Origin of the sequence: Peptostreptococcus russellii (genome assembly GCF_003012055.1) — a bacterium.
Taxonomy (GTDB): domain Bacteria; phylum Bacillota; class Clostridia; order Peptostreptococcales; family Peptostreptococcaceae; genus Peptostreptococcus; species Peptostreptococcus russellii.
In genome coordinates this window covers 131497-149189 of record NZ_JYGE01000003.1, presented here as the reverse complement: position 1 = coordinate 149189, position 17693 = coordinate 131497, and the positions used below count along the sequence as shown (strand labels likewise).

Genomic DNA, 17693 nt, shown 5'->3' with positions numbered 1-17693 from the left:
TAAAACATAAAATTAAATCTAAAATGCTTATTAACCTACTAGCACCTTTCCTTCAGGATACCTAACATTATCTGGTTCTGGCTCATGTAGGAATATTGTAAATACTGTTAAAGAGCCTACACGCCCCGCAAACATTAAAAATATAATTAAAATCTTGCCAAATAAATTAAGATTATAAGAACCCGCTAGCGACAAACCTACTGTAGCAAATGCAGATGCAACTTCAAAAGCACTTGATAATAGATTAAATTTGCCACCTTGGGTAATCGTTAATAAGTAAGTAGAGGTCACAACAGTTACTACTGCTATAACAAATACCCCTAAAGCCTTTCTAAAAGTATATTTATTTATACTCTTTTTAAAGACTGTAATTTCATTTTTATCCTTTACAAAGGATTTTACAGCCATTACAATTATGGCAACAGTTGTTGTCTTTATACCACCACCTGTTGAAGCTGGTGATGCACCTATAAACATTAAAATAATCATAACAAACAAAGTTGCTTCTCTTAACTGTGTAAAATCTATTGTTGTATAACCAGCCGTTCTAGTCGTAACCGATTGGAAAAATGATACTTGAAACTTATCCCACATATTTAAATTCGCTAAAGTACCTGTATTTGTATACTCTCCAAAGAAAATCAAAGCTGTACCCGCTAATAATAATATTAAAGTCGTTATTATCGCTAACTTTGAACTAAGGTCATAGTCTCTAAATTTTTTCTTGCCTACTACACACACCATAACACCAAATCCTATACCACCTAATATAATTAGAGCTGATATAGTGAATACAACTATTGGATTATTATAGTAACTTGTTATTGATGAATATGCTCCAGTAGTCTGCCCCATTAAATCAAAACCTGCATTACAAAAGCCTGATATTGCATGAAATACACTAAATCCAATCCCCTTAACAAGTCCAAATTGAGGTATAAATACTGTTGATAAAAGCAATGCACCAACTGCTTCAATAATAAATGTAAATTTAATTACAGTCATTATAAGTCTCACAGATCCAGATAAATGGTTTTGATTTAATGCCTCTTTAATCAAAATTCTTTGTCTCAGATTGATTTTTTTACCAAAGATAATTGCTATACTTGCACTTATCGCCATAAAACCTAGACCACCTATTTGTATCAAAAGTATTATTACAACCTTACCAAAAATACTCCAGTGCATGCTTGTATCTACAACTATCAATCCTGTAACACATACTGCTGATGTAGCTGTAAATAGACAATCAATAAAACTAGTACTATTGCCAGAGTTTGTAGCCAATGGCGTCATTAAAAGCAACGCTCCAATAAGAATTACTGAACCAAACCCTAGCACCATCATCTGTGCTGGCTTTAACCTATACAAAAATGACGTATACACCTTTTTTGTTTTATCCATTTCCCCCTCCAAAATTACACATTACATGATAAGGAAAGTATGTAATGTATCTTATTTATATGTTTATAATTTAGCACAGATACTTTGTATCTGCGCTAGAATAAATATACTAAGAGTTTATAAGTATATTTAATATATTTTTTCTTCTATTTGATCGATCATTTCTCTGTAACACCATAATATTATACTCCAAATGATATCTATTGTATAGATAATTATCTTAAGTATAACATAAACATAACATATTATAAACTTGCTAGCAGACTCTATATAAAATCCTTTTCTTTTGGATAAATATTAATATAAAAAAAGGAACTCACTAGAATCATATTCATTCTAGAAGTTCCTTTTATTAAAAATTAAAATTAGAATTTAAATTTTATTTTATTTGTTTCCTGTATCTTATTCTCATTGTTATCAAGCAGTTCTAAAGATACTTCCTTTTCGCCACTATAAAAATTATCATATAACTTTAAAGTTTTATCATCATAGTAGTCAGACTCCACTCTTTTGCCATCTATGTAGACAGCAGTGTTTCTATTAAATCCTTGACCTAAAATGAAAAAATCACCATTTCTTTGCTCAACTTTTTCTAACTTCAACTCATTACTAGCTACTTCCATACTTGTTTTTTCTGGCATTTCATTTTCTTTTAAAAAGTACTTTTTGCCAAATAGAATGTCATACTCTATTAAATGAAGATTTTTCTGATAGTCCTTATCATCTTGCATATATGCATGTACTAAATTCAAAGGTCCATACGGTTGACCTGCCATCTTGAGCACCATCGTAGAAAGCTGATATGCCTGAAAATCTTTTGGTATCTCAATCTTTTTAGGTCCAAAATTATTTACGATTGTAAACAATGATTTGAATTTATTAACTCCAGCATCACCTCTTGTTATAATATTTAATGCTGGAAGATGATCTCCATAAAGGACTAATACGGTTGGTTCCTTACTTTTATTTGTATTTTCTACAAGCTCACCAACAAAATCATCCATTTCTTTTACCTGATTGGCATAGTATGTGATTTGATTTTGATCTGACTTAGGCAACTTAGAGTTTACTAATTTTATAGGATATTCTCCCTTAAGCTCTCTTGTTGGATATTTACTATGCCCTTGCGTTGACACTGTAAATACAAAACTAGGCTTAGCTTTACTATTTGCAGTAACATTTTCTTTGACCCTGTTGTTTCTATTTTCCAGTTGTTCTTCAATATACTTGGATAGTATATGATCTTTCGGCCAATACATAGGTGTATACTCAACATTTGTCATTACATCTAACGGTACAAATTTTTGAAAGCCTAAGTTTTCTAAACCTTTATTTCTATTATAAAATTTCTGATAGTAATTATGTATTGCGACCGTTTTATAGCCACTATCATTTAAATTCCTAGCCATTGATAAAGATGGTTTTTCAGATAAAAATGTCTGATAAGGAATCTCTCCTGGATTTAGATAGTCAAAACTCGATCCAGACAGTACTTCATACTCTGTACGGGCTGTTCCACCACCAGTAACGGGAACATCTACAAGTCCTGATGTATAATTAGCCATCAATTTTCTCATGTTTGGCATAGGATCTTTGTTAAAGCTAGTTCCAGCTAATCTTGTCGGATCCATAAAAGCTTCTAATTGCACAAAAATAATATTAGGCTTTTTATTTCCACTCAGCAATACTCTATCATCTTCAGCTACTTTCTTATCAAGCTTACTTCTTAGCTCTTCCATTTTTTCTTTATTATATCCATCTGGCTTTTTTCTAATGGCAAATACACTTTCTCTTAGAAATGAATATGTAAATCCATTTTTTTCAAAAGAGCCATTTGGGTTCCAAGCCATAGGAGACATAATTTTTGCAGAACTTAGCTGAGGAATAGCTATGATATATATTGATAAAGCTACTATAAGAGCTATAATATTTTTTTTACCTACAAACCTATCTTTTTTACCTTCTTTCATAAATAGAAAAATCAATAAAGAAATAAATGCTACCACTACTATCCCAATTATCAACTCTAACCTCAAGCTCAAAAATATACTTGATATTTTGATAGCTTCTTTAATCGAAAATATATCATAGGGAAATAATGGCATACCTCTTAAGACCATCAAAATTCCACTTGTAAAAGCTAGAGCTATTATTATAAAAGATGTTAAAAACCTTACAAATCTTTTTCTTCTAAAAAATATTGTAAAAGAAAATATTATAAATAATAGCAGATAGTTTGCAATAAATTGAATAGGATACTCTTTTAAAAAGTTAAAGGATTCTAAGATACCTCTTCTAGATATCGATTCAACAATTATAAGAAGCAGCAAGGGATATATAAATGCAAATTTCAGCTCACTACTTTCTCTTTTTTTTTGATACAAGCTCCTTCTCTTTTTATCAACAGTATGTTTTCCACCACGTTTTCTACTAGAAGTCCTAGTACTAGAACTTCTAGTAGAATTTAATTTATTGAAATCTTTCTTTTTTCTAGCATTTTCCCTACTATAATCAGTATCAGAAGAGAACTTTATATTATCTAATGCTTTCTTATCTTTTTTTCTATTAACTGATATTTTATCTAAAAGAAGGCTTGATTCTCCAAAATGAATCTTATTTTTTTTATTCCTTCTAATATTTTTCATAGTCACTTCTTAATAATTAATTGCTTGCTTCTGCACATTTTCTTAGTACAGATTCTGGTATACCACCTAGAGCTACCAATTCTTTTGCTCCATTAAGTACACTCTTATTATTGTTAGGTCCTACCAATACTATTGGACTTATATTTCTTCCAGCTAGAGGCCCACCAGTCAATGCATCTACTAGCTTATATCCGTCACTTAAATAATATCTTGTTGGCGCTTCCTTGTAAAACTCATTTATTACAGCTACATTTGTGAAATATCTATTTTCACCACTTATTCTTTTAGCTCCCAAAGAACTAACAAGTCCTGGTGTTATATTATTACGTCCACCAATTGCATATATATTTTTAGTTTGCTCAACTATATTGGCACTCGCATTATCCAAGTTTCTTCCGTTTGTAAGTATAATTGGTTCTCCATCTCTAGCTGCTACGGCAGATATACTCATTGCATCTGCTTCTCCACCATATCCATTAGCTACAAATGTCTTGCCAATAGATCCCTTTACACTCAAAATCTCTCTAGCAACATTGCTACTTGTTTCAAATCTGTTTTTTCCACCTATTCTTTTAACGTTGAATCCACCCATATTTTCATCTCTTAATTTATGTTCAAGATTTGAGCTGATAGAGTTTTCAGATCCTATTATATAGATATTTTTTGCTATATCAATTCTTAACTGTGTTTCATTGGGAATACTATCTTTATGAACCAATAATATAGGAGCTTTAATAGCACCTGCTAGTCCACTTGCACTAAGACCATCCGCCAGCATACTCCCATCTGCATTTACTAGTATTACTGAATCATAAGATCCCATTTGTCCTGCTATACCACTTGCAGTTGCATATCTATCTTTTCCCTTTATTTGCTGAATAGATTCATATCCAATTGCATTTGCGCTAATTGAAAAACTAGCAACTAAAGTTATGGCCAGAACTGCCGATAATAATTTCTTTTTTATTTTCATATTTACCTCCTCGTCTTACTAACTTAATTTACAAGCTACCTTTTTACATTATAACATCTATAGCTTAAAGAAAACTTATATTCATAAAAAAACTTATATGTTTTTGTCTTATATATATCTCTTGTATTTTTTAAAAGTTTTTCAATATATTAAGTTTTATTTATATAACTATATTGTTTATTTACTATTGATTATAATCTTAGCATATTTGTTTTTATCAAAAAAAGAAACAGCCCTAAGGGCTGTTTCTTTAAAATACTATCTTTCGCACTCTTGGTTCGCAACTGTACAAGAAGTCTTGCAAGCAGACTGGCAAGAAGTTTGACATTCACCACATCCACCCTTTGCTGCGCTTTCCTTTAAAGTAGCCTTTGAAAGAGTTCTTATATGCTTCTTTTCCATCTTAAAATACCCCCATACATAATATATTTGTGTATTACATTATATCACATATATAGAATAATTAACAGTATTTTGTCCTACTACTGTTCGATCTTATCTTCTACTTCTATTGCTTCTTCATCCTTAGCTGCTTTTTCTACAACTCTACCTATAGCCCATTTTTCAAAAGGAACTTTAGTTCTACTAGGACCTAAGTCTAATACAACCTTATCTTCTTCTACCTTGGCAACCTTGGCTATTATTCCACCAATTGTTACTACTGTATCTCCTTTATCTATTGCATTTCTCATCTCTCTAAGCTTTTGATCTTTTTTCTTCTGTGGTCTTATAAGTATGAAATAGAATACAGCAAATACTACTACCCACAAAGCTATACTCATTATTAATTGTTTCTGTTGCATTTTAAACCTCCTTGGATACCTATTTAATCTTATAACAAACATTATAAACCAAAAAACCTTTATTTACCATATCATTTTTAAAAAATAGAAACTCATTTTTTATATATGCTTCTTAAGATAAATATTTTTTGTGTCCATAAAGCTCTTTTTGTTATTTTTTTACCTATACTATTATTCTAATAATAAATTTATTTTCCATAGTACTTTTCAAAAAATTCATTTCTAAAATCCATAAGTCTATCTTCCATAATTGCCTGTCTTACATTTTCCATCAATTTTATTAAAAATCTTAAGTTATGTATAGAAAGGAGTCTAGCTCCCAATATTTCATTTGTCTTTATTAAATGTCTTATGTATGCTTTTGTATAATTCTTGCAAGCGTAACAATCACATTCAGGATCTAAAGTTGTAAAATCTTCTGCATAAACAGCATTTCTTACTACTACCTTACCTTGACTAGTCATTGCTGTTCCATTTCTAGCAATTCTAGTAGGTAAAACACAGTCAAACATATCTATACCTCTTATGGCTCCATCTATCAATATATCTGGAGTTCCTACTCCCATCAAATATCTTGGTTTATCTTCTGGAAGCAATGGCACAGTATAGTCCAATACTTCATACATTAATTCCTTCGGTTCCCCAACGCTCAAGCCACCAACTGCATAGCCAGGCAAATCTATAGATGTTATCTCTTTTGCTGATTGTTCTCTCAGGTCTTTATACATTCCTCCTTGAACTATTCCAAATAAAGCCTGATTTTCTGTATTTTTATGAGCATCCTTACATCTTTGCAACCATCTAGTAGTTCTTTCCAAGGAGTTCTTTACATACTCCCTATCTGCTGGATAAGGTGCACACTCATCAAATGCCATCATTATATCAGAACCAAGTGCATTTTGAATTTCAACTGCCTTTTCAGGTGTTAACATATGTTTTGATCCGTCTATATGAGATCTAAACTCAACACCTTCTTCACTTATTTTTCTAAGAGGTCCAAGACTGAATACCTGAAATCCTCCACTATCTGTAAGTATTGGTTTGTCCCAATTCATAAATTTATGAAGTCCGCCAGCTTTTTTAACAATTTCATGTCCTGGTCTAAGATATAGGTGGTATGTATTACTAAGAATTATTTGAGCTTCAATTTCTTTTAGTTCTTCTGGTGTAAGAGATTTTACAGTAGCTTGTGTACCTACTGGCATAAATATTGGTGTATCTATAACACCATGTGGAGTATGTAATCTCCCCAATCTAGCACCTGTTTGTTTACAGGTTTTTATTAATTCATATCTAACTGCGTACATATTTATGTCCTTTCTAATCTTTTAATTTTCTATTTTAAAAACATAGCATCTCCAAAGCTGAAAAATCTATATCTTTCTTTAACAGCTTCTTCATATGCATTTAATATATTTTCTTTTGAAGATAGAGCACTCACTAACATTATCAATGTTGACTCTGGTAAATGGAAGTTTGTAATCAAGTTATCCATAATTTTAAAATCATATCCCGGATATATAAATATCTCAGTCCAGCCACTTTTAGCTTTTAAAGTTCCATCTTCCTCACTTGCTGATTCTATAGTTCTACAACTAGTAGTCCCTACACAGATTACTTTTTTTCCATTTTTCTTTGCCTTATTTATCTTGTCAGCTGCTTCTTGATTTACTATAAAATATTCTGAATGCATCTTATGTTCCAAAACATCATCTACTTTAACAGGTCTAAATGTTCCAAGCCCAACATGAAGAGTCACAAAAGCTTCGTCAACACCCTTTTTTCTTATTTCTTCTAGTAAATCCTCTGTAAAATGTAGCCCTGCAGTAGGTGCTGCGGCTGAACCACTATGTTTTGAATATACTGTCTGATATCTTTCTCTATCCTCTAACTTCTCTGTAATGTATGGAGGAAGTGGCATATTGCCCAATTCATCTAAAATTTCTTCAAATATACCATCATATTTAAACTTTACTATTCTAGATCCATCATCTCCCATTCCTACAACCTTTGCTATTAGCTTGTCGTCTCCAAATGTAAATTCAGATCCTATCTTGGCCTTTCTGCCAGGCTTTACTAATGTTTCCCATGTATCGTCTTCATTTCTCTTAAGGAGTAAAAATTCTATCTTTCCCCCTGTTTCCACCTTAGATCCTATTAATCTTGCAGGAATAACTCTAGTATCATTTAATACTAGACAGTCACCCTCTTCAAGATAGTCTATAATATCCTTGAAAATTTTATGCTCTACTTCTCCGCTTTTTTTATCTACAACCATCAATCTTGAACTTGATCTATCAGCGATAGGAACTTGTGCAATCAGCTCCTCTGGTAGATTGTAATTAAAGTCACTTGTCTTCATGAAACTTCCTCTTTCCCTTTTTATTTATTATCTGCATCATACAGTATACCTAGATGCTCATATGCTCTAGGCATAGCTATTCTTCCTCGAGGTGCTCTATTTATAAATCCTAACTGCAATAAATATGGTTCATAAACATCTTCTATTGTATTTCTATCTTCACCAATAGATGCTGCCAGTGTATCTAGACCTACTGGACCACCTCTAAATTTTTCTATAATTGTCAATAATAACTTCTTGTCTATAAAGTCAAGGCCTAAACTATCAACACCTATTAATTCAAGAGCATCTTGTGCTACTTGATCTGTAATAGTTCCTTCTGCCTTTACCTGAGCAAAATCTCTTACTCTTTTTAGTAGTCTATTTGCAATTCTGGGAGTTCCCCTAGATCTTTTTGCAATTTGGATAGCACCATCATCCATTATACCTGCGTCAAGTATTGTAGACGATCTTCTAACTATTTCTGCTAACTCTTCTTCCTTATAATAATCCAACTTACAAATAACACCAAATCTATCTCTTAGAGGATTTGTCAACATTCCTGCTCTAGTAGTTGCTCCTATCAATGTAAATTCTGGTAAATCCAACCTTATACTTCTAGCTGATGGTCCCTTACCAATAATAATATCTAAACAACCATCTTCCATAGCTGGGTATAGAACTTCCTCTACACTTCTATTTATTCTATGGATTTCATCTATAAATAAAACATCGCCCTCTTGGAGATTCGTCAATATTGCCGCTAAATCTCCTGCACGCTCTATGGCTGGTCCTGATGTAATCCTAAGGTTAACCCCCATTTCATTGGCTATGATACCTGCTAGAGTTGTTTTACCAAGTCCTGGAGGTCCATAAAGTAACACATGGTCCAAAGACTCATTTCTTTTCCTAGCAGCCTCTATAAAAATCTTCAATTGTTCTTTTGACTTTTCTTGACCCAAGTACTCATCTAACGACTTCGGTCTCAAACTATTTTCTATATCAAAATCCTCTTCTTTAATACTAGAAGTGATTATACGTTCTTCTTCAAGCATTTTGTCCTCCTTAATCAATAATTCTAAATGGAACACAAATTAAACTACATTAACAAGTATTCTGAGTGACTTCTAGAATTTTTTAGCAGTTTTCATTATATACTCAAGTGCCTTTTTAATAATATCTTCCACTTTCATACCTGCTTGACTTACAAAAGATACGGCTTCTTTAGCTTCAGTATTTGAATATCCAAGCTGAATTAAACCTTCTATTGCAGCATCTATTTCATCATTGTTAGCTATATTTTCACCTTCTACTACTTCTTCAATGTCATTCTCTAGCGAAATCTTTTTGACCTTATCTTTTAGTTCTAATACTATTCTTTGTGCCGTCTTTTTACCTACTCCTGGTGCTTTTGATAAAGCCGCTATATCGGAAGTCAATATATGCCTAGATAAATCATCTACAGTCGCAAATGATAGTATAGACATCCCCACCTTAGTTCCTATTTTTGAGACTGATGTTAGTAAATTGAACATCTCTTCTTCATCTTTAGAATAAAATCCACATAGACTAATATCATCCTCTCTCACAATCATTTTAGAATGAATTTTAGTTTCTTCTCCCATAGTCATATGAGCAATCGTATTTGAAGAAGCATTTAATTTATATCCAATACCATTATTTTCCAAAATTATATAGTCAATTCCTATCTCTTCAACAATCCCTTTAATATATCCAATCATATTTCGTCCTTTCTATGCAAATTAGCACATACAAATATTTTTATAATTACACATTTTATAAATGATATTTCTATATTATGAATATCTCTATTGAATTTGCAAAATGCAAAACTACAAAAATATTAATTATTAAGTGTCACCTATGATATTATATACCCAAACTTATCAAATTTCCTAGAATAAGCGTGACAAATTGCCACAGCCATATAATCTGCAACATACTCGACTTGGAAACACTAACTACAATAAAGTAGATGTAGACATATTTTCAACTTTAATTTATTCAGTGCAAAATATTGATACTTTTATTTTTAAAGTTAACTTTTTAAACTCCTAGAATAAATTCAAATGAGAAACATTGAGTGTTACTTCTGATTTTTTACATTATCATTTCATTTTATCACAGATGGAAACTTTAGACAAATCATTTTAAATTAAGTAAAAAACGTTAGATTTATTAACTTTTTTTCACTTTGCAACTATTTTTTTTTCTTTAAAAATGATATAATATAGTTGGGTTTTTCAATTAATCTCTTAATATAAGGAGGATTTTTATGAACGTCGAACAAATAGGAACTAGGCTGACAAATTATAGAAAGAATAATAATATGACTATTAAAGAGTTTTCACAGCTTTCTGGTGTCAGTACAGCACTCCTAAGTCAACTGGAGCGTGGTATGGGGAACCCTAGTCTTAGCGTATTAAATTCAATTGCTGAGACAATGAATCTATCTATATCTACTCTATTTGAAGATGCTGTCAAGCTAGACAATCTTGTAAAAAGGGTTGCGGACCAACCGGTTCTATGCGACTCTACGAAAGATAATCTCGAATTCCAACTACTAACCATTAAATCAAGCAAGGTTAGCGATGATTTAATAAGAGTAATTATTAGGCCACACGCAGAAACACCATATTATCCATTTGGTGCAAATGAGTGTGAAGAAATAATTTTAGTTGAAAAGGGTTCGTTGGCTGTTTATAGTGATAGCGGTGATTCAGTAATATTAAAAAAGGGAGATACTATGAGACTTGCACCTAAGCTTAGATACAAGATTAAAAACTCATCATCTCACAATGCCATAATATTATACATAGTTAGCAATGCAAAAGATGTCTTATAATAGGGTTTTTTTGATAAATCACTTAAACATTTGGTGTACAAATAATAATTCGAAATCATACTAGATTTATACAGAATACATTATTATGTAATTTTTTATTATTTCACTTCAGCCAAATATTATCAATTCGATTTTAATAGTACAAAAATCAAATAAAAAAAGAGGGGATCCCTCTTTTTTTATTTGCAAATTATATAGATTTCCACTCTATGCCCATTTGCTATATTCACTTTTGTTAATTGTATGTTTCTATATCGATTTTAATTCTCTCAAAATTATATTCTCTCTTACTTTTATCATGCTATACAGTTTTTACTATTTTTATTTTCTAATTCGCAAAATACAGCAAACCGAATACAATCTTTGTTTCATATAGATTTAATATTCTATCTCAGCATAGAATTTCTTTTTACAAACACTGTTAATCATATACTATTTATTTAGTACATATATTTCTATATTTCTTCTACCAAAGTTATTCATATTAGTAGCAGACTTCATAAAGATGTCTATCATAGTACCTCTTATTATTCCGCCTGTATCATTCGCTATAAACACCTTGTCAAAATAAGGTACATAAACTTTGGAACCTAGTGGAATTACCTTAGGATCTACTGCTATAGTTCCCCATCTAGGTCTTTGTCCTGAAGCTGTCATTGTATCTCCGCTATAAGCACTTGCATTAGATATGTATCTCTTACCACTTCCTAGTGCATTGCCACTCTTATCATAAACCATATTTGGATCTTTCTTTTCAGGTTTATTTACAACTTCAGTAGATACATTTGGCTTTGAATTATTTACCTGATCTGATCCAGTTGAATTATTACTCTGCTTATCAGATGTTATTTCCCTGTTTAAACTACCATTTTCATTAAAAATATATGTTTTATTTGAAATTGTTTGAGTCCCTCTTACCATATCACCATTTTGATTGAAATAATACCAAAGTCCATTTAGTCTATTCCATCCAACAGCCTTCTTTCCTGAAGAATTTATATAGCTGTAGTTATTACCTGTTTTTTTCCATCCCATTTCAGAAGAAAATCTTACACCTTCTTTTGAGTCTGCCTTTATGTCCAATGTTGATGCAGAGAAAAATACTGATGAAATTATCAATACTGCCGCTGCTATCGAAAATATTTTTTTCATAACTTCTCCTTTTCAGTAGTTTTATTTTAAATTTTTACTACTTTTATTTTTTAATTAAAATTAAAATTAGTTACAATTTGTAATTTTTAACTCTGATACTTTCATAGTTTAATATAAAGATGACAAAAAAGCAACCTTTTTAAGCATATTTTTTTCGTATTTTTCTATAAGTGTTGAAATATACACATTTTCTTTATACTATATTAATTACAAAATGTTACTATTTTTATGAAATTTTACATATTTATAGCCATTTAAAGTTGAAAAGTTGCAAGTTTTTAATTATTTTTTGTAAATATCACTCCCTTTTATTTCAAAATATTCAAAAGATTTAATTTAAATGTGTTTGAATTTATATTATTATCCGACAATTCATTGACATAATTTGATTTTGAATATAATATTATATTAACTAGATATTATAATTGGAGGTGTAATTATGGTACTAACAAATGTGATAAGAAAAAAAAGAAAAGAAGCTGAAAGGGCAAGAAAGAAAAAGAAAGCCGGCGAATTAGTTAAAGTCGGTGCTGTAGGAGCTGCTTTAGGTGCTCTAGGCGGCGTACTAATGGCTCCAAAGTCAGGAAAGGAAACAAGAGAAGATATAGTAGAAGGTATCACAGATACTGGTCAAGCTATTAGCGACAAGTCAAAAGATATAAAAGACAAAACTAGCGACTCTATCCAAAATACAAAAGATAAGTTTGGCGAATCAAAAGCTAAAATAAAGGACTACTTCGACGAAAAGAAAAATGAAGTAGATGTTTCTCTTGAAGAATGCTTTGATGATATAACTGATCATTCTGGAGATTTAAAGGATGACCTAGAAGTTACAAAAGATGATGTGGTAGAAGATGTCAAGATAGTAAAATCAGATCTTGAAGACACAGCAAAAGATATAAAAAACGATATAAAATCTAAGTAAAAGTAAGGGGTAATTAAATGAGTGTTACAATCAATATACAGGTAGTACTATTTGTCCTTGCAATACTTGGATGTGTAGCGCTAATATTTTTGATAGTTTTATTAAGAAGGTTGTCTGCATTAATGACAAACATAGATACAATAATTACACAAAATTCTACAAATGTTGGCTTAACAATAGCCAAGCTTCCAGGAATACTTGATCAAGTTGATTCCGTTGTAGATAATGCTAAGGACGTATCTAATGTAGCTGTCGATGTAGCTGCAGATGTTATAACAGCAAAAGAAAAGGTTAAATCAGGCTTTGCAACTACAACAGCAGTTGCCGGTATAATAAAAGATACTTTTTCAAAATAGGTAAAAATCACCCATTTTTAGTGGGTGATTTTTACGTTGCTGGCTTTATAGCAGCTATCTTTTTATATATTAGTAATTCTTTACTACCTTTATTTTTTATGATTTTTATTTTTCATAGCTTTATCTATTATGTTGAAATTATATAATTTTCAAAATCAATGATTCTACTTTTATAAATAAGGTTAAAGCTACTATTCTAATTTTAAGCAATATTTTAATACATATTTTTTTTTTTAGAATATTTTATAACTATTCATAATTTATATTATTTGTCTTTTTCATTTAATAACATATTTTCTTTCAATATCTTCTTAATATAGTTAAACATTTTTTTTGCTGCTTCTTCTTTTCCAATATTATTTTTATAGACTCTAAATAAAATAGATTCATAAGAGTATACAGACAAATCATTTACCCAATTTATATCTTTCTTATCTAAATAACCCTTATCAGCCATTTCTTCTAAAAGTATTATATTTCTATTTTCTACCGATGAGCTACTTAACATTTTATCTATTGATTTTCCATAGTTTTTATTTTTAAAGGGAAATAATAAATAGTACTCTTCAACATATTCAGAAATTTTTCTTTCCAATTTATTAAAAAATATATTGTAATACACTTCCGCATCTATAATAGTATGTTTTATAAAACATTCCCATATTCCAAAGTAATTTTCTATAACATTACCATCTTCCTTTATATAGTTTTCTATATCCTCAATGTATTCATCAAAGACAAACAAGCACGCAAATATCTTTAGATGCTCTAAATTTTCAAAGTAATTATATATAGTAGCACTGTTTAACCTAGCCCTCTCTCCTACTTTTCTTATGGTGATGTTATCAAGTCCTTCTTCTTTCATAATTTCTCTTGCTGAATTTATTAGGCTCTTCATTATGCCTATTTTATAGGTACTTAAATTTTCCATTAATGCTTCTCCTACTATTATATTTTGTTATTCTAAGTAATATTATACATTCTTTCTATATACTAATAAAGGGCATAAAGCAAAAGGAATCTATAAAATTTTTTAATTTTCATTTCTTATTTTTAAGTATGTTCTTTCATTCCAAAATCATTAAATTACAATACATTCCCCCCTCTAAATCCGACAAAAAAGTTTTTTATTCCCTTCTAGCTTATTTTTTAAATCAAGTTATTATATAATTAGCTTTATTTAATTCATTTATGCTAATCCTTTTTTCTTTTTTATCTTTTTATTTTTACTTTACAGAATTTTTTATATTTTTAAAAAACTTATGATAATTTGTGCTATAATTGTTTCTAATATATAAATTCTGGAGGTGCTTTTAATATGGATTACATAGATGATTCAAATTGCTTAGAAATAGATTTAGATGCTATAGAATATAATTTTAAAGAAATAAAAAACAAGCTTTCAAATGGAACAAAAATGTGTATGGTATTAAAATCAAATGCATATGGTCATGGTGCCGTAAAATTGGCAAAGTTATATGAGGATCTAGGCGCTGATTTTTTTGCAATAGCTAGAACAAGAGAAGGATTAGAACTCAGAAAAAATAACATAAAACTTCCTATTCTTAATCTAGGATATAGTAATATGTCCTCTATTGAACCTAGTATAAAAGAGGACATCTCTATGACTATTTTTAGATATGAATTTGCTGAAAAAATAAATGAAGTTGCAAAAAAACTAAATAAAAAAGCTAAAGTTCATATAAAACTGGATACTGGTATGTCAAGATTAGGTTATGTTGTACTGGATGATAGGCTAGATGAAATTACAAATGAGATAAAAAAAATAAACAACTTAGAATTTATCGAAATAGAAGGTATTTATACTCACTTTGCAACTGCAGATGCTAAAAACAAAGAATTTGAAAACCTTCAAATGCATAGATTTTCTGAAATGATTGAAGCTTTAGCAGAAATTAATATTAAACCTAAATATATACACTGTTCTAATAGTGCTGAAATTTTAGATACAGAAGAAAAATATAATATGGTCAGGGTCGGTATTATACAATATGGCATCTACCCTTCAAATAAGGTTTCACACTCAATAAAATTAAAAGCTGCTATGAGTTTTAAGGCAAAAGTATCTAATGTGAAGGTTTTACAGGCAGGTAGTTCTATTAGCTATGGTAGAACATACTTCACCACTGTTCTTGAAAAAATTGTAACAGTAGCTATCGGATGTGCTGATGGATTTTTAAGAGCTAGAAGAAATCCATATGTATATATTCACGGAGAAAAATGTCCAGTTGTAGGTAGAATCTGTATGGATCAGTGTATGGTTAGAGTCCCTATGGAAATGGATGTGAAAATAGATGATGATGTTTTGATTTTCGGAAATAATTTAGTGACTATTGAAGATATTGCTAGAGACTGTGACACTATAGAATGTGAAATTATGTGTAGAATTGATAGAAGGGTTCAACGAATCTATAAAAAAAATAATACTATAATAGATGTAGTTGACTATGTATTAGATTAGATTGGACTTGATTGGACTTGATTGGACTAGACTTGACTTTATTGAATTGGACTTTATTGGGCTTTATTGAATTGGACTTGATTTAAATGGACTAATTAAAGAGTAGGACAAGATATTAGATTTATTTTGCCCTACTCTTTAATTATACAAAATTTCAAATTAGTATATATTTTCGTACTTTAATTTATTGAAATTATAACTTTATTATTTTTAACTTTTTAATTTAAAGTTTTGATATCTATGAAATCATTTTCATTTTATACCTTCATATTTTTATAAAGTATATTCCTGTTTTTTACTTAAAATATACTGTTATGTATTTTTTTATAAATATATATATAAGTTTTTAGGCTTGAAAAAACGATTAATTAGTAGTAGAATACTTAATATAAAATTAAATAAGAAAGAGGTGCTTGATATGGAAGCAAAACCAATAAGAGTTAATGTTGAAGAACTAACAAGCTTTTGCCAAAGAGCTTTCAAGAAATATGGTTTTAATGAAAAGGATGCCAATACTGTAACTGATGTTTTATTAGCAGCAGATTTATACGGTATAGATACTCATGGTTCTCAAAGATTAGAGATGTATCGCCAGCAAATTAAGAAAGGATTTATACACGTTGAAAATCAACCTAGTGTTGCCTTTGAAACACCTGTGTCAGCTGTTGTAGATGGAAATAGATCTATGGGACACGTTGTTGGTAAGTACGCTATGGAAATTGCTATTGAAAAAGCAAAGAAGTCTGGAATAGGAATGGTAAGTGTTCGTAATTCAAATCACTATGGAATCGCTAGCTTTTATAGCAAAATGGCTTGTGAAGAGGGTCTTATAGGGGTATCTATGACAAACTCATTCCCAGCAGTAGTACCAACATTTGGAAGACGTCCTATGATGGGAACAAATCCTATTGCTGTATCTATACCTGCTGAACCTGTAGATTTTAATTTTGATGTCGCTACTTCTGTGGTTGCTTTTGGTAAGGTAGAAGTAAGAAACAAAAAAGGCATAGAGCTTCCTGTAGGTTGGGGTGTTAATCAAGACGGTAAGGATGCTTTAGATGCACAAAACCTTATAGACTGTATATTTGATAGAACTGGTGGTCTAAATACTCTAGGTGGTGCTACTCAGCTATTCGGAAGCCATAAGGGATTTGGATTCTCATTAATTGTTGAGTATTTAACTGGTGTATTATCTTCAGGTATTACTTCAAACCACTCTGAAGAAGGCGGTGTATCAGGTATTTGTCATTACTTTATGGCAATTGATCCAAAGTTATTTGGTGATCCTGAATCTATAAAAACTCACTGGAGCAAATACCTAGAAGAGGTAAGAACATCTGAAAAGGCATACCAACAGGATAGAATTTATATCCACGGAGAAAAAGAAGAAGAACAACATCAGGATAGAATAAAAAATGGAGTTCCAATTCTTCCAAAGACTATAGATGAAATGAAAAACTTAGCAAAACAACTTGATATAGATTTTGGAATTAATTTACCTAAGTAATATTAATATGAAAAGACCGTATTTTACGGTCTTTTTTTGTATACAATATATTTTATATTTCACTAAATAATTTAAATTAATTCTATAATCACATTTTTTTCTATAATCACAATTTTTTCTTTATTCCAGATATAAATTTATATCTATTATATTTAGTTTTTTGTTTATCTTTTTAGATATTAAAATATTTTCAAAAACAAAAAAAGGCCTAACACAATTCAATGCGTTAAACCTATTTA

16 protein-coding genes are annotated in these 17693 nt (G+C 30.2%); 5 read left to right on the top strand and 11 right to left on the bottom strand.

The window, feature by feature from the left end:
- Positions 1-30: 30 nt before the first annotated feature.
- From UF10_RS02770 to ruvA, 9 genes are all read right to left on the bottom strand, one after another.
- A complete protein-coding gene (locus UF10_RS02770) occupies positions 31-1404 on the bottom strand; it encodes a TrkH family potassium uptake protein (RefSeq protein WP_106776296.1) in 1374 nt (457 codons plus the stop codon).
- A gap of 365 nt (positions 1405-1769) precedes the next feature.
- Complete coding sequence (locus UF10_RS02765) at positions 1770-4049, bottom strand: LTA synthase family protein (protein ID WP_106776295.1); 2280 nt, start codon at positions 4047-4049, stop codon at positions 1770-1772.
- Positions 4050-4065: 16 nt separating this feature from the next.
- Positions 4066-5022, bottom strand: a complete 957-nt coding sequence (locus UF10_RS02760) for a cell wall-binding repeat-containing protein (RefSeq protein WP_106776294.1) — start codon at positions 5020-5022, stop codon at positions 4066-4068.
- Positions 5023-5280: 258 nt separating this feature from the next.
- Positions 5281-5424, bottom strand: coding sequence for a six-cysteine ranthipeptide SCIFF (gene scfA, locus UF10_RS02755; RefSeq protein ID WP_106776293.1), 144 nt, complete (start codon positions 5422-5424; stop codon positions 5281-5283).
- 80 nt (positions 5425-5504) lie between these two features.
- Positions 5505-5825 (bottom strand): preprotein translocase subunit YajC, encoded by a 321-nt coding sequence (gene yajC, locus UF10_RS02750; protein WP_106776292.1) that lies wholly within the window; start codon positions 5823-5825, stop codon positions 5505-5507.
- A 188-nt stretch (positions 5826-6013) separates the two neighbouring features.
- Positions 6014-7132: a tRNA guanosine(34) transglycosylase Tgt gene (gene tgt / locus UF10_RS02745; protein ID WP_106776291.1), complete on the bottom strand. Its 1119-nt coding sequence runs from the start codon at positions 7130-7132 to the stop codon at positions 6014-6016.
- 29 nt (positions 7133-7161) lie between these two features.
- Positions 7162-8187 carry a tRNA preQ1(34) S-adenosylmethionine ribosyltransferase-isomerase QueA gene (queA, locus tag UF10_RS02740; protein WP_106776290.1) on the bottom strand — a complete coding sequence of 342 codons (1026 nt, stop codon included), beginning with the start codon at positions 8185-8187 and terminating at the stop codon, positions 7162-7164.
- 20 nt (positions 8188-8207) lie between these two features.
- Entirely contained in the window at positions 8208-9221 is a 1014-nt protein-coding gene (gene ruvB / locus UF10_RS02735; protein WP_106776289.1) for a Holliday junction branch migration DNA helicase RuvB, read from the bottom strand.
- Positions 9222-9293: 72 nt separating this feature from the next.
- On the bottom strand, positions 9294-9908 hold the full coding sequence (ruvA, locus tag UF10_RS02730; protein ID WP_106776288.1) for a Holliday junction branch migration protein RuvA: 615 nt from the start codon (positions 9906-9908) through the stop codon (positions 9294-9296).
- A 554-nt stretch (positions 9909-10462) separates the two neighbouring features.
- Here ruvA and UF10_RS02725 point away from each other — a divergent pair.
- Positions 10463-11032: an XRE family transcriptional regulator gene (locus tag UF10_RS02725; RefSeq protein WP_106776287.1), complete on the top strand. Its 570-nt coding sequence runs from the start codon at positions 10463-10465 to the stop codon at positions 11030-11032.
- Positions 11033-11464: 432 nt separating this feature from the next.
- Here UF10_RS02725 and UF10_RS02720 read toward each other — a convergent pair whose 3' ends face one another.
- On the bottom strand, positions 11465-12184 hold the full coding sequence (locus tag UF10_RS02720; RefSeq protein ID WP_106776286.1) for a 3D domain-containing protein: 720 nt from the start codon (positions 12182-12184) through the stop codon (positions 11465-11467).
- Positions 12185-12623: 439 nt separating this feature from the next.
- Here UF10_RS02720 and UF10_RS02715 point away from each other — a divergent pair, with 439 nt between their 5' ends.
- Positions 12624-13109 (top strand): YtxH domain-containing protein, encoded by a 486-nt coding sequence (locus tag UF10_RS02715; RefSeq protein ID WP_106776285.1) that lies wholly within the window; start codon positions 12624-12626, stop codon positions 13107-13109.
- A 17-nt stretch (positions 13110-13126) separates the two neighbouring features.
- Positions 13127-13465: a hypothetical protein gene (locus UF10_RS02710; protein WP_106776284.1), complete on the top strand. Its 339-nt coding sequence runs from the start codon at positions 13127-13129 to the stop codon at positions 13463-13465.
- Positions 13466-13730: 265 nt separating this feature from the next.
- On the opposite strand, the gene UF10_RS02705 is transcribed toward UF10_RS02710, so the two are convergent.
- Positions 13731-14396, bottom strand: coding sequence for a TetR/AcrR family transcriptional regulator (locus tag UF10_RS02705; RefSeq protein ID WP_106776283.1), 666 nt, complete (start codon positions 14394-14396; stop codon positions 13731-13733).
- A 387-nt stretch (positions 14397-14783) separates the two neighbouring features.
- On the opposite strand from UF10_RS02705, the gene alr reads away from it, so the two are divergent.
- Together alr and UF10_RS02695 are read left to right on the top strand one after the other, a co-directional pair.
- Entirely contained in the window at positions 14784-15947 is a 1164-nt protein-coding gene (alr, locus tag UF10_RS02700) for an alanine racemase (RefSeq protein ID WP_106776282.1), read from the top strand.
- Between the two features lie 418 nt (positions 15948-16365).
- Positions 16366-17454 (top strand): Ldh family oxidoreductase, encoded by a 1089-nt coding sequence (locus tag UF10_RS02695; RefSeq protein WP_106776281.1) that lies wholly within the window; start codon positions 16366-16368, stop codon positions 17452-17454.
- The last annotated feature ends 239 nt before the right edge of the window (positions 17455-17693 follow it).